The organism is Bradyrhizobium roseum, assembly GCF_030413175.1.
GTDB lineage: Bacteria > Pseudomonadota > Alphaproteobacteria > Rhizobiales > Xanthobacteraceae > Bradyrhizobium > Bradyrhizobium roseum.
The window spans coordinates 1,962,336-1,979,049 of record NZ_CP129212.1 but is presented as its reverse complement, the minus strand read 5'-3'; the positions used below and the strand labels follow the sequence as shown (position 1 = coordinate 1,979,049).

Genomic DNA, 16,714 nt, shown 5'->3' with positions numbered 1-16,714 from the left:
GGGGGAGCGATGGTCAAGGCTTTGCAACGATGGCTGGATGCCCACCAACTGCCGGCGATCATCGCCGCCGTACTCGGCGTGGTCTTGACGATTTCTGTGCTGATAGTGGCGATCGGTTATCTCGTGGCGAGGTCCTGAAGCCACCCTGCGGTTCGGCGCTGATGTAGCCCGCATGAGCGTTTGCGACATGCGGGGGCCGCTCTTTCACCGACCCGCATATCGCAAGAGCTCATGTGGGCTACAATATCTGCGGATTCTGCCCCTCTCAGATATGCTGCGCCATGATCCGGCCGGGCCGCGCATCCTGGCGCGGCTCGATATCGACCGACCAGAGGTCGCGGTTGTCGACGTCCTTCAGCGTCACGGTCATCACTTCGGTCCTGCCGTCGATGTCGACGCGGCCGAAGAACTGCATGCCGTAACAGGGCGCGAGGTTTTCGCCGTCGCAGCCCTTCTGGAACATCGCCTTTGGCCCGAACGTATTGTCGAGCGGGGCCGGCGCCCAGGTGCCCGCATGCAGGGGGCCACTGACGAATTCCCAGAACGGTTCGAAATCCTGGAAGGCCGCGCGGTTCGGATCGTAATGGTGCGCCGCCGTGTAGTGCATGTCGGCGGTCAGCCACACCGTGTTGCGGATGCCGGCGCGTTTCATGAACGACAATAGATCGGCGATCTCATGCTCGCGCCGCTCCGGCGGGCCGTCGCCGAGCGCAATGCCGTCCTCGCTGAACAGGCCGATCGGCATGTCGGCGGCGATCACCTTCCAGGTCGCATCGGACGCCACCAGTTCGCGCTTAAGCCAGGCCAGTTGCGCCGCACCGAGGATGCAGGCCTCGCTGTGGTCGTCGCGCTTGTTGAAGCTGGAATCGCGGTAGCTGCGCATGTCCAGCATGAAGATGTCGAGCAGCGGGCCGTAGGCGATCTTGCGATAGATCCGGCCGTCCCGGGCGGGCACCGCGCGCATCGGCATGAATTCGTGGAACGCGCGGCGCGCCCGCGCCACCAGCAGCGAGCTGCCGTCCTCGGCATAGCCGGTTTCGTCGGCGGTGCCGCCCGGCGCCCAGTCGTTGGTGACCTCGTGATCGTCCCATTGCGCGAACATCGGCACGGCGGCATGGAAGGCGCGGAAATTTCGGTCGAGCCAGTTGTATTTGTAGTTGCCGCGGAACTGGTTGAGGGTGTGCGCTTCCACCGATTTCTCTTCGGTGATGATGTTCCGCCAAACCTCGCCATTGGGCAGCTTCAATTCCCGCTCCACCGGACAATCCGCATAGATGTGGTCGCCGCAATGGATGAAGAAGTCAGGACGGTTGTCGAGCATGGTGCGGTAAGTCCGCATCCCGCCACGATTTTCGTCGATGCCCCAGCCCTGCCCCGCGGTATCGCCCGACCAGGCGAAGGACAGGTTGCCGCGCGCACTGGGCGCGGTGCGGAAATGGCCGCGCTGGATCTCGCCGGCGATGCCGTCGCCACTTTCGAACCGCACGCGATAGAAGATGTCCTGCCCGGCCGGCAGATCGTGAAGCATAACTTTTGCGGTGAAGTCGCTGTTCGGCAGGGCGTCGCCGGTTGCCGAGCCAATAATCGTCTTGAAAGCTTCGTCGGCCGAACACTCGACCTGCATGCGCGCGGCGCGGTCGGCGCGGGCCCAGATCACGGCGGAGTCGGCCGAAACGTCGCCGGACTGGATGCCGCTCGTGATCAGCGGACGATCGGCGGCGCGGCTGAGGTAGGGTCTGGCGAGGCTGCCAAGACCGGCGACCGCGCACGTCGCGGCGGAGCGGACCAGCCATTGGCGCCGGTTAACAGCCTGACCGCCGCGTATCGCAATCGGCATCGAAGCACCCTCGTCGAATCATGACGACGGTGTGCCCGAGCAATTTGAATGTAGGCCGAAGGTTTTACGACAGGTGGATGACGCGCGAGCGCATCATCGCCGTGCAGGCATTTGGCGCGGCTGGAGTGCCGCTTGGTGCGCGTCGCCCGAACCTCAGAACCTGTAGTTCACACCGGCCCTGACGGTATGGAAGGTGAAGTCCTGGGAAATGCGTTCGACATAGTTGGCGCCCGGAGGCGCGAAGGTGCTGCCGGGCACGTAAGCCGACGTATAGTTGATCGAGCCGAGATCGGTGTAGAGATATTCGAGCTTGACCGTCCATCTTGGCGCGAACGCATGCTCGACACCCGCGCCGACCGTCCATCCAACTCGGGTCTCGTTGGCCGAGCCGGTCTTCGCATAACCGTTTGCCGAGGTCAGATCCCAGCTTCCACTGACGTTGCCGACCGCAAGACCGCCGGTGGCGTAGAGCAGCGTCGTATTGAACGCCACACCGGCGCGTCCACGCACGGTCATGAACCAGTCGTTCTTGATGCTTTCGTTGAACGTGCGGGTGGTGGGCGGATTGGCGGCCGTATACACCACGCGCTGCCTGAGATCCGAGCCATTGATGTCGGCCTCGATGCCGAAAACCCCGGCCCCGTTCTGCCAATTATAGCCAGCCTGCAGACCGCCGACGACGCCGGCCGGATCGAGCCGGTTGTTGCTGATGGCGATGAATTGATTCTGGAACGCGGCGCCTTCGCCCGCCCAGCTGCTGTTTTGGTCAAGCGTCGTGCGCAGATCCGAACGGCCCCAGCCGTATCCGACATTGCCGCCGACGTAGAAGCCGGTCCAGTTGTACACCGCCGCTGCCGCAGGGGCCTTGGTGTAGCGGGCCGGCATGTCCGCCGCGAAGGCGCCGAGTGAGCCCGCCAGGAAAATCGATGCCGCAGCTGCGATTGTCTTCATCTTGCCCCGCCCTTCAAGAATTCAGCCATGTTCCGACACACAATGCCCGAGTTCCCGGAAGGGCGCTGTAGTGGAACCGCAACAGGGGCAACCAAAAAGTGCAAAAAGGGTATTTTAGTACCTACAAAATCTCTCGTCGACGTAGAGGGCGCACTCGCAGGAGGTCGTCAATCGAGATCACCGTTGCCAGCCGCAGATGGCACCCGACTTACACGGCCAGGTCTGGATCCGTGTGTCGCGTGCCTGGGCGTCGAGCGGGTTGCTGCGGGGTCGCGCCAGCCTGGTGCGGGCGGCGACACGCGGTTTTGCGGCGCGCGGTTTCTCGACACGCTCCTCCGCGGTCTGCGGCTGGGGCGCGGCTTCCTTCGCCACCACCACGCGTTCCGTCTTCACCGGCCGGCTGTCGCTCCGCGCCTCGATGCGCACGGGCGCGAACTGCGTCTCCGGGCCGAGCCGTTTAGGTGAGAGCACGGCCTGGGACAGATCGAGGCCGAGGAACTGGCTGGCGCGATATTCATCCGCCAGCGCGGCGCCGCCCGATATCAGGAGCCCTGTGCAAAGCGCTGCAGAAATAGCGTTTTTCAGGCCCATCGTCGGCCTCCTGAAATCAACTGAAAGATGAATGCCCGGCCATCATGTAGGAAGCCGGCCGGATAATTCCAGCCATTCCCTGCCGCAAGGTTAGCGAAGGGTGAGCCCCGGCTGTGGAAAACTTCCAAGCCGAGTGAACACGACCTATTCAGCCGCCTGCGCCACCGGCTGGCCGATCGATGCTTCCAGCCGTGCGCATTCGGCGCGGAATTTGGCGACGTTGACGTCCTTGATGTGGCCGTAGCCGCGCACCAGTTCCGCTGATTTCGCCAGCGCCACCAGCCGCGGCCAGTCCTGCGGCTTCGCCCGATCGAGATGGCGAAAGATCATGGCGCCATATTCGCCCGGCAACGCGCGCTCCATCCGCCGCTCGGCCGTGTAGCCGAACGGATCGAACGCCGTTCCACGCAGGAACTTGAGTCGCGTCAGCAGTTCGAAGGCGCGAAAGATCCAGGGGCCGAACTCGCGCTTGCGCAAATGGCCGGTCACCTTGTCCCGCTTCGCCAACAGCGGCGGCGCGAGGCTGACCTTGACGTTCGGGTCACCGTCGAACTGTTCCTTCAGCGCCTTGCCGAACTCCCCGTCCGAATAAAGCCGGGCGACTTCATATTCGTCCTTGTAGGCCATCAGCTTGAACAGGCCTTTTGCAAAGGCCTCGGTGAGCTCATGGGACCCCGGCGACCCCTTGGCTTCCGCCACGCGAACGCGCTCGACTTCGGCCAGGTAACGCTTGGAATAGGCCTCGTCCTGATAGTCGGTCAAGAATTTGGAACGGAACGCGATGCTCTCGTCGAGCGTCCGCTTGGCCGGCGCCGCTCCCGAGTTCTTGAAGCGGGCCGCCGTGACGACGCGCTGCAGGTCGTGAGCGGCGAGCCGGCCCCAGGAGAAGGCGAGCTTGTTCATTTCGATGGCCGCGCCATTGAGCTCGATCGCCTTCATGATCGCCTCCAGCGACAGCGGGATCGCACCGCGCTGGAACGCAAAACCGAGCATGAACGAGTTGGTGGCGATGCTGTCGCCCATCAGCGCGGTGGCGAGCCCGTTGGCGTCGAGGATATCGAGATCGGTGGCGCTGACCGCCTCGTTGAGCGCGTCCCGCATCGTGCCGGCCTGGAAATCGATGTCCGGATCGATCACGAAGCTCGCGGTCGGCAGCAGGTCGGCATTGACGACGGCGCGGGTCACGCCGCGTTCGGCCCGGCTCAGCGCCGTGACGCTGGTGGCCACGACGATGTCGCAGCCGAGGATGAGATTGGCGCTGCCGGGTCCGATGCGGACATTGGCGAGATCATCCGACGAGGGCGCGATGCGGACATGGCTCATGACCGCGCCGTTCTTCTGCGACAGGCCCGTGAAGTCCAGCGTCGAGCAGGCCCGGCCGTCGACATGGGCGGCCATGCCGAGCAGCGCGCCGATGGTGATGACGCCGGTGCCACCGATCCCGGTGACGAGGATGTTGTAGGCGCCGTCGAGTGCCGGGATGGCCGGCATCGGCAGGTCGGCGAACAGCGCCTTTGGATCGGCGGCCGCGCGATCGGCCTTGCGCAGCTTGGCGCCATGCACGCTGACAAAGCTCGGGCAAAAGCCCTCAATGCAGGAAAAGTCCTTGTTGCAGTTCGACTGGTCGATCCGCCGCTTGCGACCGAACTCGGTCTCCAGCGGCTGTACCGAAACGCAGTTGGACACCACCGAGCAGTCGCCGCAGCCCTCGCAGACGCGCTCGTTGATGAAGATGCGCTTGTCCGGATCCGGAAACAGCCCGCGCTTGCGGCGGCGGCGCTTCTCCGCGGCGCAGGTCTGGTCGTAGATCAGCACCGTGAGGCCCTTGACCTCGCGCAGCTCCCGCTGCACCGCGTCGAGTTCGCGGCGATGATGAACGGTTACCCCTGAAGGGAAGTAATTGCTGGGATATTTCTCCGGCTCGTCGGAGACGATGACGAGGCGTTTGGCGCCTTCCGCTGAAACCTGGTGCGCGATCTGCGATACCGTCAGGCCGCCCTCGGCCGGCTGGCCGCCGGTCATCGCCACCGCGTCATTATAAAGGATCTTGTAGGTGATGCTGACGCCGGAGGCCGCCGCGGCGCGGATCGCGAGCAGGCCGGAATGGGTGTAGGTGCCATCGCCCAGATTCTGGAACACGTGGGCTTCACTGGTGAACGGCGCCTGCCCGATCCAGCTGACGCCCTCGGCGCCCATGTGCGAGATGGTTTGCGTCCGGCGGTTCGGCACCGACAGCGCCATGCCATGGCAGCCGATGCCGGCCATGGCTCGGCTGCCCTCGGGAATCTTGGTCGAAGTGTTGTGCGGGCAGCCCGAGCAGAAATACGGCGTGCGCTGCAGTTTGGCGGCGGCCGTGCCCTCCGCCGGCCGGTCGAACGCCTCGAGTTTGGCCAGCCTCTGCTCCAGCGCCGGGCTGCGATGGCCGAGCCGGCGCAGCCGCGCCACCACGGCCGCCGCGACCATCGTGGGCGTCAGTTCGCCCTCGCTCGGCAGCAGCATGGCGCCGGTCTCGTCGCGCTTGCCGACCACCGAGGGCCGCCGCGAGGCATCGACATTGTAGAGTATGCGCAGCAGCTGGTCCTCGATGAAGCCGCGCTTCTCCTCGACCACCAGCACGTCCTGCAGGCCTTCGGCGAACGCTTTTGCCCCGGACTCCTCCAGCGGCCAGGTCAGCGCGACCTTGTAGATGCGCAGTCCCAGCGCCTGCGCCTCGGCATCGGTAATGCCGAGGTCGACCAGCGCCTGCCGAAGATCGAGATAGGCTTTTCCGGTCGCCATGATGCCGAGCCGCGCCGGCTTCGAATCCAGCACGATGCGGTCAAAACGGTTGGCGCGCGCGAATGCCGCCACCGCCTGCATCTTCGGCCCGTGCAGCCGCCGCTCGGCCTCCATCGGCGGATCCGGCCAGCGGATCGACAGCCCCCCCGGCGGCATCTCGAAATCGCCGGGTATGACGATTTTGATGCGATCGGGATCGCTGACGATCGAGGCCGAGCTTTCCACGGTTTCGGAAATCGCCTTGAAGCCGACCCAGCAGCTCGCGTAGCGCGACAACGCAAAACCCAGAATGCCGAGATCGAGATAATCCTGCAGCGTCGCCGGGTTGACCACCGGCATCAAGGCGGCGGCGAACACCTGCTCGCTCTGGTGCGCCAGCGTCGAGGACTGGCAGCCATGGTCGTCGCCGGCCAGCGCGATGACGCCGCCATTCGGCGAGGTGCCGGCCGAGTTGGCGTGCTTGAGCGCGTCGAGGGAGCGGTCGACGCCGGGGCCCTTGCCGTACCAGATGCCGAACACGCCATCGACCTTGGCGCCGGGAAACATGCCGACCTGCTGGCTGCCCCACACGGCGGTCGCAGCCAGATCCTCGTTGAGGCCGGGCGCGAACTCGATGTCGTGCTGCTTGAGGAAGCTTTTGGCGCGCCACAGCGCGTGGTCGTACATGCCGAGCGGCGAGCCGCGGTAGCCGGAGATGAAACCTGCGGTGTTGAGCCCCGCGGCACGGTCGCGTTCGCGCTGCAACATGGGCAATCGGACCAGCGCCTGCGTACCGGAGAGGAATATGCGTTTCGCATCCAGACGATATTTGTCGTCCAGCCCAACTTCCATCAACGCCATTAATCCGCTCCCCGTCGCATATTCCGCCGGTGATTTGAACCGGTCTAATTGTGACCAGAATGCACCGGTTTTGCCATGCGTGCCCAGCGCGAATTCATGGCGGCAGGACATAACTCCTCCCCTGTGGATCGCTCTTGCCGAATTCCGTCTTCTTTGAAACGCTGCGTTGCAAAGGGAGACACCAGGGATGACGGAGCCGGCGTTCACGACCGAGCTATCGGAGCGCGACAATTTGCTGGTGGGCCCGTGGCGTAGCCCGAAGCAGATGCTGCACGCGCAGGTCTACGACTCCCACGCCTCGATCCACGACGATGCGACGGCGCAAAAGCTCGGCTTTCAGGGCGGCACCATCGAAGGCCCGACCCATTTCAGCCAGTTCGCCCCGCTGGGCGAGCGGATCTGGGGCCGGGCCTGGTTCGAGACCGGATGCCTCTCGGCGCACTACCGCAACCCCGTTTTCGAGGGCGAGGAGGTGCAGGCCTGGTTCGAATTGCCGAAGCCGGGCGAGAGGATTTGCGCGATCGGCATGACCAGGCGCGACGGCACCGAGATTTTGCGCGGCACGGCTTCCGTCGGCGACGTCACGGAAACTGCGTTGAGCCGACGGCTCGGCGAATTGAAGCCGCTCACCGACCCCGTCATTCTCGCCGACCTCAAGGTCGGCATGAAGACGCCGCGCCAGACGGTGAAAATGGATTTCGACCAGCACATGGGCGATCTCTACCCGTTTTCGCTGGCCGAGAAGCTGAAGGTCATTACCGAGCCCTCGGCGTATTATTCGCAGGAGCTGAACCCCTGGGGCCGCGCGATCATCCCGATGGAGATGCTGAGCGTGCTGTTTCAATACCGCGCGCGCGAGGACAGGCTGCCGATCCGCGGACCGGCGGTCGGGCTGTTCGCCGATCAGGAAATCCGCCTGCTGCGCGGGCCGCTGTTCCCGGGCGAAACCTACACCACCGAGCGCGAGGTCGTGTCGCTGAGCGGCAGCCGCCGTACCGAAAGCGCGTGGATGCGCACGACGGTATTCGCAAAGGACGACACGCCGGTCGCAACCATGCTGCTCAACATGGCCAGCCTGAAGGACTCCTACGCCAATTACGAGCAGGAGCATAAGGCGCTCTACGGCTAGCTAAACTTCATGCGCTATCGCCAACAAGGACAACAAGAAAATGGCCCGCCTGCCCTATCTCGAAGCCGATCAGGTCGCCCCCGAATACCGCGACATGCTCAAGCGCAACACCAATTTGCACAAGCTCCTGGTGAACTCGCCCGACATGGCGCGCGCCTTCAACGGCATCGGCGGCTACATCCGCTTCCAGAGCAAGCTCGACCCGCGCTTGCGGGAGCTCGCCATCCTCCAGGTCGGCTGGATGGAAAAATCCGAATACGAGTTCACCCACCATGTGAAGATCGGCCGGGAGTTCGGCGTCACCGACGAGGATATTGAGGGGATGATGGCCGAGACCGAGGGCAAGCCCTCGACGCTCGAGCCGCTGGCGAAGGCGATCCTGCGCGGCGCCCGCGAGATGGTGCGGGAGCTTGCGATGTCGGAGGCGACCTTCGCCGAGATCAAGCAGGAACTTTCCGACGAGCTGATGGTCGACCTGGTGCTCACCATCGCCTTCTACTGCGCCGTCGTCCGCGTGCTGGCGACGATGAAAATGGACAACGAACCCTATTACAAAGAGGTACTGCAGCAGTACCCGATCCCGGGAGTGGAATGAAATGCGCCTGAAAGATCGTGTCGCCATCGTCGTCGGCGCCGGACAAAGCCCCGGCGAGGGCATCGGCAACGGCCGCGCCACTGCGCTGACCTTTGCGCGCGAAGGCGCCAAAGTGCTGTGCGTCGATCACAATCTGGCCTCCGCCCAGGAGACGGTCGATTTGATCGCCGCCAAGGACGGCACCGCAGCGGCATTCAAGGCCGACGTCACCAAAAATGCCGAGCTGAAGGCGATGGTCGAGGATGCGAAAGGCCGCTGGGGCCGCATCGACATCCTGCATAATAATGTCGGCGTCAGCCTGTCCGGCGGCGATGCCGAACTGCTCGATATCACGGAGGAAGCCTTCGACCGCTGCGTGGCGATCAACTTAAAGAGCTGCGTGCTGGCGGCCAAGCACGTCATCCCGGTCATGCGGGCACAAGGCAGCGGCGCGATCATCAACATCTCCTCGATGGCCGCGATCACCACCTATCCCTATGTGGCTTACAAGGCGACCAAGTCGGCGATGATCGCCTTCACCGAACAGCTCGCCTACCAGAACGCGCAATACGGCATCCGCGCCAACGTCATCCTGCCTGGCCTGATGAACACCCCGATGGCGGTCGACACCCGGGCGCGCGAGTTCAAGAAGAGCCGCGCCGAAGTCGAGGCCGAGCGCGACGCCAAAGTGCCGCTACGCAAGAAGATGGGCACCGGCTGGGACGTCGCCAATGCGGCGTTGTTTTTGGCGTCAGATGAAGCAAGTTTCATCACCGGCGTGACGCTGCCGGTGGACGGCGGCGCGAGCGTAAGGCGGGGATGAGAACGTGGGATGGGTCGGGAACACGTGTTTCTACGACCCCCGATCTTTACCTTCGATTAGTCGCTTGCTTTTAACCCTCTCGGCGGTTGGGCGGCCTTTATAAGGCCCGTGCTCACGCAAGCTTGTGCCGGCGTTTTTAATCGGCCAACTGTGCGATTCGACACATTCAATCGATTCAAGACACACGATGATGTGACTGCGCATCGTCGCGCGTCGCGATACCGACTCGTTACGGTCGCACGAATTTCACGTGCGGCCGATATCACGCGCCACCAGAAGTGTGGCACGTGCCGCAAGAATGCCGAGGCACCATGAACGAAGAATTCGACTACGACCTGACGCCATCCCAGTGGGAAGCATTGAAAGCGTTGCGGACGCCGGCAGCCAAACTGCCGCGGCTGGGCCGCTTTGCGATCGACGGCCTGGTCGCGCTCGGATTAGCCGTGGTCCACGACGACATGCCCGCCATCACCGCGAAGGGACGCAAGGTACTGATTCGCGGCTCGTCGCTGCTGTTGCAGGACCTGGCGGCCTGATTCGGCGTCACGTCACGCACCTGAAACATGACATTTTGCAGTGAACACGTCTCAGCTCCGTGGATATCACGGGTCCATCGACTGAGTGGCAACCAGAGTTCCGAACTTGCCGCGGCCGGAAGCGAGGGTATATTGCCTCGATGGCTGTCAGCTCACCCGATCTGAAAGCATTTTTGCTAGCCACGCCGTTCTTCGGCGGCCTGTCGGACGCCAGCCTCGATCTGCTGGTCTCGATGCTGGTGGAACGGCGCTTTGACGCCGGCACGACCATCGTCGCCGAAGGCGAAGCGGGACGCTCGATGTTCGTTGTCCATGCAGGCCAGCTCGTCGTGAGCAAGCTCGGCGAATCCGGGCGCTCGATCCGGATGACGGATCTCGGACCCGGCGATTTCTTCGGTGAGATGACCCTGATCGAAATGCAGAACCGCTCGGCCACAGTGGTCGCGGAGAGCGACACCGTATTGTACGAACTCACGGCCCGATGCCTCTACGACTGCTACAAGTCCGACATCCACGCCTATGTGCTGGTGCTGCAGAACATCAACCGCGAACTCTGCCGGCGGCTGCGCCGCGCCGACCGGCGCATTTCGGAGCTGAGCGCGAACGCGAACTAGTGACGCTAATGCTCGTCCGGCCGCGTCCGCGCAATAATCTCCGCCGCTCCTTTGTCGAGCAACTCCAGCCCCACCGCACGGCCCAGTTCGCGCGGACGATCCGCCGCGCCCTGCCGCGATACCTCGATGAAACCGCCACCGGCTTCGTCGAGCACCGAGGCGGTCAGCGCCATCTCGTTGCCTGAGAGCGTCGCGTGGCCGGCGATCGGGGAGTTGCAGTGGCCGTTCAGCACCCACAGCACCTCGCGCTCGGCCTCGGCGCAAAGCCGCGACGACGCATCGTCGATCTTCGCCAGCCGCGCACGCGTCAGCCAGTCGTTCTCGACGCATTCCACCGCGACGATGCCCTGCCCCACCGCCGGCAGCATTTCGCGCACTGAAAAATCATGGACGATGCGTGACGCCATCCCGATCCGCTCAAGCCCCGAGCGCGCCATCACCAGCGCATCCGCCGGCCCCACCTCGCCGCCGCCGGGCAGCCGCTGCTTGTCGCCGCGATCGAGTTTTGCCACGCGCGTGTCGGCTGCACCGCGGAAGTGGATCACCTCAGCATCGGGAAACAGCCGACGCAGATAGGCGGCGCGGCGCACCGCGTTGGTGCCGATCTTGAAACCCTTGCCCCTGGAAGCCCGAAACTGGTCGAGCGAAACGCCGGGCCGCAGCACCAGCGCGTCGTTGGCGGCGTCGCGCGGCAGCAATGCCGCGAGGATCAGGCCGGGCGTCTCCTCGTTGCCGGGCACGTCCTTCAGCGAATGCATCGCCGCCTGCAATTCGCCGCGGCGCATCGCTTCGCGGATTTCGGCAACGAAGGCGCCGCCCTTGCCGCCATGGCGCAGCAGCTTGCTGGTCTGGTCCTGGTCGCCGCGGGTTTCGAACTTGACGATCTCGACATCGAGCGCGCCATCGGCCGCGCGCAGCATCCGCGCGATCGCTTCGGTCTGCGCCAGCGCCATCGCGCTCTTGCGCGTGCCGATCTTCAAGATCTGTCCCGACACGATAGCTCCATTCGAAGGCAGTGCGCTGCCTGACGATTAGGGGATAGAGCAAGCGGCCGATCAGAACAACGGCTTTGGCTCCGAGCCTGCGTAAGGCGTTCCAGGACCCGCTCGCGGACGGGCAGCCATTCCCAAAAAGCGGATTGTGCGATGCAATAAGATCGATAAGGTACTCCCCACAAGAGGGTTTTCAGTTTGTCCGATACCGGCGCCAACGCCGTGGCCGCTTCCGGCCACCGCCCGATGAGCTTCACCGAATTCGTGATCGTGATTGCGTCCATCATGGCGCTCAATCCGCTTGCGATGGACATCATGCTGCCGGCGCTGCCGAACATCGCGGCCGCCTTCGACGTCACGTCCGCCAACCGGCCGCAGATGGTGTTGTCGATCTTCCTGGTCGGCTTCGGCCTCGGCCAGTTCGTGATGGGCCCGCTGTCCGACCGGTTCGGGCGGCGGCCGATCCTGCTCGGCGGCATGACCGTCTATTGCATCGCCAGCCTGCTCGCGATCGCCGCGCCCTCCTTCGAGACGCTGCTGCTGGCCCGCGCCCTGCAGGGCGTCTGCACCTCGGCCACGCGGGTGATCGCCACCTCGATCGTGCGCGACTGCTATGCCGGGCGGCGCATGGCGAGCGTGATCTCGCTGGCGATGATGATCTTCATTGCGGTGCCGATCGTCGCACCCGCGTTCGGCCAGGCCGTGCTGCTGCTGGCGCAGTGGCGCGGCATTTTCGTCGTGCTGATGCTGTATGGCGTGGTGACGCTGATCTGGAGTGCGCTGCGCATGCCGGAGACGCTGGCGCCGGCCAATCGCCGGTCGCTTGCCGCCGGCCAGGTGCTGGATGCGTTTCGCCAGACCATAACGCACCGCCAGACGCTGGGCTACGCGCTGGTGGCCGGCGGCGTGCTGGGCTCGCTGTTTGCCTACATCTTCATCGCACAGCAGGTGTTCAACGGCATCTATCAGCTCGGGCACTATTTTCCGCTCGCGTTTGCCGGCGTCGCCGTCGGCACCGCCATCGCGGGCTTCGTGAATTCCCGGCTCGTCGGCCGCCTCGGCATGCGCGTGATCTCCCATACCGCGCTGATCGGCTACGTGGTCATCGCGGCGATCATGCTGGCGGCGGCGAGGCTGCAGGTGCTGCCGCTGCCGCTATTCATGGTGCTGTCGGTATTGTTGATGTTCGCCTTCGGGCTGATGATCTCGAACTTTACCGCACTCGCGATGGAGCCGCAGGGCCATATCGCCGGCACCGCCGCCTCGCTGTACGGCTCGATCACCACGCTGCTCGGGATAGGCATCGGCGCCACCATCGGCCAGGATTTCGACGGCACGCTGGTGCCGTTCGCCACCGGTTTTCTGCTCTGCTCGCTGGCCGCGCTCGGCGTGGTGCTGGTGGTGGAGAAAGGCCGGTTGTTCCAGCCGCATGGCTTCAAGCCATGACCGGCATGGCAGATCGCCTCGTCCGCGCTGGCACCATTTGGCGAAGCTGATAACAATTGCGCCCCTTCGCGTTTGAAAAACTGGAAACCGGAAGATGGATAACCGCAGCAACATCTGGCGTGGCATCGATACGATCAAGCCGCGCTTCGTCGAACTGGCCGACCGGGTCTGGGCGATGCCCGAGGTCTGCTATACCGAGGCGCGCTCCTGCGCCGAACATCTGGCCGAGTTGCAGCATCAGGGTTTCCGCATCACCGAGCAGGTTGCAGGCATCCCCACCGCGCTGATGGGCGAATGGGGCGAAGGCGGGCCCGTGATCGCCTTCCTCGGCGAATATGACGCGCTGCCCGGTCTCAGCCAAGAGGCCGGCGTCGCCGAGCCTCGCCCGCTGGAAGCCGGCGGCCACGGCCATGGCTGCGGCCACAATCTGCTCGGCTCGGCTGCGCTGCTGGCGGCCACCGCCGTGAAGGACTGGCTCGCCGAACACAAGATGCCCGGCCGCGTGCGCTATTACGGCTGCCCCGCGGAAGAAGGCGGCGCGGCAAAGGCCTTCATGGTGCGATCGGGCGCCTTCGAAGATGCCGACATCGCGATCACCTGGCACCCGTCGAGTTTCTGGGAAGTCGTGGTGACGCCGTCGCTCGCCAACACGCGCGCCGACTTCATCTTTACCGGACGCACCTCGCACGCCGCCGCCTCGCCGCATCTCGGCCGCAGCGCGCTGGATGCGGTGGAGCTGATGAATGTCGGCGTCAACTACATGCGCGAACACATGCCGAGCGACGCCCGCGTCCATTACGCCCTGCTCGACGCCGGCGGCATCGCCCCCAACGTGGTGCAGGCCCATGCGCGGGTGCGCTATTCGATCCGCGCCCGTGACCTGCCCGGCATGAACGAGCTGGTGGGGCGCGTCCACAAGATCGCGCAGGGCGCGGCGCTGATGACCGAAACGAGCGTGGAGATGAAGATCATTTCCGCCGTCTCCAACATCCTGCCGAACACGCCGCTCGAGCAGGCGCTGCACGGCATCATGGAAGACCTCGGCCCGCCGCATTTCGACGACACCGACAAGGATTTCGCAAAGCAGATCCAGTCCACGCTGACCGACAAGGATATCGAGACCGTCTACTATTCGATCGGCATGGACCCGACCGACCGGCCGCTGGCCGATTTCATCGTGCCGCTCGATGCCAAGCGCAACCCGCAGATCGGCTCGACCGACGTCGGCGACGTCAGCTGGGTGGTGCCGACCGTACAGGTCCATGCCCCGACAGTTGCGATCGGCACGCCCTTTCACACCTGGCAGGTGGTGGCGCAGGGCAAGAGCCCGCACGCCCACAAGGCCATGGTGCAGGCGGCGAAGGCGATGGCCGGCCTCGGCGTCCGGGCGCTGACCGAACCGGAGCTGATCGCCGCCGCCCAGGCCGACCTCAAGAAGCGCACCAGCCGGACACCTTATATTAGTCCGCTCCCGGATGGCGTCGCGCCGCCGCTGGACATGTCGCGGATCTGATCCAGGACGACCCGGCCGCCTGACGAAATTTTTTGCAGTGCAAAGTGCGATTCCGCGCGGTTTTGCCGCGTCGGAACCGCTGCATTGCCGAAGCGATAAGCGCCGCCGCCACTTTCTGCCCAAGAAAAAATCAAAACCCACCCCCGTACCACCGGATGCCAACAGCCAGACGTTGACCTCCGGGGTATTTGGTGTGCCATCTTACCGAAGAAACATACCCATGCTGCCGCCCGGCGGCGCATCACAAACACCAGAACAAATGGGGACGACGATGCTGGACCACGAACTGCGAACCATGATCGACGAGGTGAAGGACGGCCGCATGGACCGTCGCGGCTTCGTTCAACGGATGCTGGCGTTCGGTCTCACCGCGCCGATGGCGACGCAGATTCTGGCGGTCGGTGGCGTCGCCATGGCTGAGAGCCCCTCGGCCTACAAGCCGACCAAGCGCGGCGGCGGCGGCGCGCTGAAACTGTTGTGGTGGCAGGGACCGACGCTGCTCAACCCGCATTTTGCCACCGGCACCAAGGACCAGGACGGCTCGCGCCTGTTCTACGAGCCGCTCGCCTGCTGGGATCCGGACGGCAATATGAAGCTGGTTCTGGCCGCCGAGATTCCCTCGCTGCAGAACGGTGGCCTGGCCGCCGATGGCATGTCCGTGACGTGGAAGCTCAAGCCCGGCGTCAAATGGCACGACGGCAAACCGTTCAACGCAGATGACGTGGTGTTCAACTGGGAATACGCCCGCGATCCCGCCACCGCGACCGTGACCATCGGCGTCCACCGCAACATCACCGTCGAGAAGATCGACGACCTCACGGTCAAGATCACCTTCACGAAGCCGACGCCGTTCTGGGCCGACGCCTTTGTCGGCGCGCCCGGCAGCATCATCCCGAAACATCTGTTCGCGGAATACAAGGGCGCCAAGTCCCGTGAGGCGCCGAACAACCTCGCGCCCGTCGGCACCGGCCCTTACAAATTCGTCGAGTTCAAGCCGGGCGACATCATCCGCGGCGAGCTCAATCCCGACTACCACATGCCGAACCGCCCCTATTTCGACACGCTCGAGATGAAGGGCGGCGGCGACGCGGTTTCGGCCGCGCGCGCCGTCATCCAGACCGGCGAATATGATTTCGGCTGGAACATCCAGGTCGAGGACGACATCCTGCTGCGGCTGGAAAAGGGCGGCAAGGGCAAGACCATCTATGCCGTCGGCGGCGACACCGAATTCATCGCGCTGAACTTCACCGATCCCAATACCGAGATCGACGGCGAACGCTCCTCGATCAAGACCAAGCATCCGCTGCTGTCCGACCCGGCGGTGCGCAAGGCGCTCGCCATGCTGGTCGACCGCGAGGCCGTCAAGAAGGTGATCTACGGCCGCGCCGGACGCGTCACGTCCAACTTCCTCAACGGCCCTGAGAAGTTTGTTTCCAAAAACACCACTTGGGAATTCAGCGTCGAGAAGGCGTCCAAGCTGCTCGAGGATGCAGGCTGGAAAGCGGGGGCGGACGGCATCCGCGAAAAGGACGGCAAGAAGCTGAAGCTGCTGTACCAGACCGCGATCAACGGCCCGCGGCAGAAGACCCAGGCCATCGTCAAGCAGGCCTGCCAGAAGGCCGGCATCGATGTCGAGCTGAAATCGGTGGTCGCTTCGGTGTTCTTCTCCTCCGATGTCGCCAACCCCGACACCTACGCCAAATTCTACGCCGACCTCGAAATGTTCCAGATCCCGATGAGTCAGCCGGATCCTTCCCAACTGATGCGCCGCTTTCATTCGCGAAATGTCGCTACGAAAGAGAACAAATGGCAGGGCGTCAATTTCCCGCGCTGGGTCAACAAGGATTTCGACGCGGCGGTCGATGCGGCCGAGGGCGAAACGGATGCGGTCAAGCGGGCCGCGCTCTACATCAAGGCCAACGAAATCATGATGCAGGATGTCGTCTTCATCCCGGTGATGCACCGCCTGAAAGTGGAAGCCTGCGCCAACACCTTGCGTCCGGTAGTCAGCGGCTGGGCCAACGAGACCGACAATCTGTTCGACTGGTACCGGGAGGCGACGGGCTGATCGCTGACGGGATTTTTCCCTC

The 16,714-nt window shown here is 64.3% G+C and carries 14 protein-coding genes; 9 read left to right on the top strand and 5 right to left on the bottom strand.

Annotation, left to right across the window (positions count from 1 at the left end; genetic code table 11):
- The first annotated feature begins 9 nt into the window (after positions 1 to 9).
- Complete coding sequence (locus tag QUH67_RS09320; RefSeq protein ID WP_300946381.1) at positions 10 to 138, top strand: hypothetical protein; 129 nt, start codon at positions 10 to 12, stop codon at positions 136 to 138.
- A gap of 127 nt (positions 139 to 265) precedes the next feature.
- Here QUH67_RS09320 and QUH67_RS09315 read toward each other — a convergent pair whose 3' ends face one another.
- The 4 genes from QUH67_RS09315 to QUH67_RS09300 form a co-directional block, all read right to left on the bottom strand.
- Complete coding sequence (locus QUH67_RS09315) at positions 266 to 1,837, bottom strand: alkaline phosphatase D family protein (RefSeq protein ID WP_300946380.1); 1,572 nt, start codon at positions 1,835 to 1,837, stop codon at positions 266 to 268.
- A gap of 153 nt (positions 1,838 to 1,990) precedes the next feature.
- A complete protein-coding gene (locus QUH67_RS09310) occupies positions 1,991 to 2,788 on the bottom strand; it encodes an outer membrane protein (RefSeq protein WP_300946379.1) in 798 nt (265 codons plus the stop codon).
- Positions 2,789 to 2,965: 177 nt separating this feature from the next.
- Positions 2,966 to 3,379, bottom strand: a complete 414-nt coding sequence (locus QUH67_RS09305) for a hypothetical protein (RefSeq protein ID WP_300946378.1) — start codon at positions 3,377 to 3,379, stop codon at positions 2,966 to 2,968.
- Between the two features lie 144 nt (positions 3,380 to 3,523).
- Complete coding sequence (locus tag QUH67_RS09300; RefSeq protein WP_300946377.1) at positions 3,524 to 6,997, bottom strand: indolepyruvate ferredoxin oxidoreductase family protein; 3,474 nt, start codon at positions 6,995 to 6,997, stop codon at positions 3,524 to 3,526.
- Between the two features lie 187 nt (positions 6,998 to 7,184).
- On the opposite strand from QUH67_RS09300, the gene QUH67_RS09295 reads away from it, so the two are divergent.
- The 5 genes from QUH67_RS09295 (at position 7,185) to QUH67_RS09275 (ending at position 10,673) form a co-directional block, all read left to right on the top strand.
- Complete coding sequence (locus QUH67_RS09295; RefSeq protein ID WP_300946376.1) at positions 7,185 to 8,126, top strand: hotdog family protein; 942 nt, start codon at positions 7,185 to 7,187, stop codon at positions 8,124 to 8,126.
- 40 nt (positions 8,127 to 8,166) lie between these two features.
- Positions 8,167 to 8,721, top strand: a complete 555-nt coding sequence (locus QUH67_RS09290) for a carboxymuconolactone decarboxylase family protein (protein ID WP_300946375.1) — start codon at positions 8,167 to 8,169, stop codon at positions 8,719 to 8,721.
- 1 nt (position 8,722) lies between these two features.
- Positions 8,723 to 9,523 (top strand): SDR family NAD(P)-dependent oxidoreductase, encoded by an 801-nt coding sequence (locus QUH67_RS09285; protein ID WP_300946374.1) that lies wholly within the window; start codon positions 8,723 to 8,725, stop codon positions 9,521 to 9,523.
- 311 nt (positions 9,524 to 9,834) lie between these two features.
- Positions 9,835 to 10,059 carry a hypothetical protein gene (locus tag QUH67_RS09280; protein WP_300946373.1) on the top strand — a complete coding sequence of 75 codons (225 nt, stop codon included), beginning with the start codon at positions 9,835 to 9,837 and terminating at the stop codon, positions 10,057 to 10,059.
- 140 nt (positions 10,060 to 10,199) lie between these two features.
- Complete coding sequence (locus tag QUH67_RS09275) at positions 10,200 to 10,673, top strand: cyclic nucleotide-binding domain-containing protein (protein ID WP_300946372.1); 474 nt, start codon at positions 10,200 to 10,202, stop codon at positions 10,671 to 10,673.
- A 5-nt stretch (positions 10,674 to 10,678) separates the two neighbouring features.
- Here the strand turns inward: QUH67_RS09275 and hemC are convergent, their stop codons facing one another.
- Positions 10,679 to 11,653 (bottom strand): hydroxymethylbilane synthase, encoded by a 975-nt coding sequence (hemC, locus tag QUH67_RS09270; protein WP_300947986.1) that lies wholly within the window; start codon positions 11,651 to 11,653, stop codon positions 10,679 to 10,681.
- A gap of 258 nt (positions 11,654 to 11,911) precedes the next feature.
- Here hemC and QUH67_RS09265 point away from each other — a divergent pair, with 258 nt between their 5' ends.
- The 3 genes from QUH67_RS09265 (at position 11,912) to QUH67_RS09255 (ending at position 16,692) form a co-directional block, all read left to right on the top strand.
- Positions 11,912 to 13,111, top strand: coding sequence for a multidrug effflux MFS transporter (locus QUH67_RS09265; RefSeq protein ID WP_407080449.1), 1,200 nt, complete (start codon positions 11,912 to 11,914; stop codon positions 13,109 to 13,111).
- A gap of 94 nt (positions 13,112 to 13,205) precedes the next feature.
- On the top strand, positions 13,206 to 14,624 hold the full coding sequence (locus tag QUH67_RS09260) for a M20 family metallopeptidase (RefSeq protein ID WP_300946370.1): 1,419 nt from the start codon (positions 13,206 to 13,208) through the stop codon (positions 14,622 to 14,624).
- Between the two features lie 271 nt (positions 14,625 to 14,895).
- Positions 14,896 to 16,692, top strand: coding sequence for a peptide ABC transporter substrate-binding protein (locus QUH67_RS09255; RefSeq protein ID WP_300946369.1), 1,797 nt, complete (start codon positions 14,896 to 14,898; stop codon positions 16,690 to 16,692).
- The last annotated feature ends 22 nt before the right edge of the window (positions 16,693 to 16,714 follow it).

Coding starts and splice junctions, on each gene's coding strand:
- QUH67_RS09320 (WP_300946381.1), top strand. CDS start 10: ATGGTCAAGGCTTTGCAACGATGGCTGGATGCCCACCAACTGCCGGCG.
- QUH67_RS09300 (WP_300946377.1), bottom strand. CDS start 6,997: ATGGCGTTGATGGAAGTTGGGCTGGACGACAAATATCGTCTGGATGCG.
- QUH67_RS09310 (WP_300946379.1), bottom strand. CDS start 2,788: ATGAAGACAATCGCAGCTGCGGCATCGATTTTCCTGGCGGGCTCACTC.
- QUH67_RS09255 (WP_300946369.1), top strand. CDS start 14,896: ATGCTGGACCACGAACTGCGAACCATGATCGACGAGGTGAAGGACGGC.
- QUH67_RS09290 (WP_300946375.1), top strand. CDS start 8,167: ATGGCCCGCCTGCCCTATCTCGAAGCCGATCAGGTCGCCCCCGAATAC.
- QUH67_RS09315 (WP_300946380.1), bottom strand. CDS start 1,837: ATGCCGATTGCGATACGCGGCGGTCAGGCTGTTAACCGGCGCCAATGG.
- QUH67_RS09295 (WP_300946376.1), top strand. CDS start 7,185: ATGACGGAGCCGGCGTTCACGACCGAGCTATCGGAGCGCGACAATTTG.
- QUH67_RS09285 (WP_300946374.1), top strand. CDS start 8,723: ATGCGCCTGAAAGATCGTGTCGCCATCGTCGTCGGCGCCGGACAAAGC.
- QUH67_RS09305 (WP_300946378.1), bottom strand. CDS start 3,379: ATGGGCCTGAAAAACGCTATTTCTGCAGCGCTTTGCACAGGGCTCCTG.
- QUH67_RS09280 (WP_300946373.1), top strand. CDS start 9,835: ATGAACGAAGAATTCGACTACGACCTGACGCCATCCCAGTGGGAAGCA.
- QUH67_RS09275 (WP_300946372.1), top strand. CDS start 10,200: ATGGCTGTCAGCTCACCCGATCTGAAAGCATTTTTGCTAGCCACGCCG.
- QUH67_RS09265 (WP_407080449.1), top strand. CDS start 11,912: ATGAGCTTCACCGAATTCGTGATCGTGATTGCGTCCATCATGGCGCTC.
- QUH67_RS09260 (WP_300946370.1), top strand. CDS start 13,206: ATGGATAACCGCAGCAACATCTGGCGTGGCATCGATACGATCAAGCCG.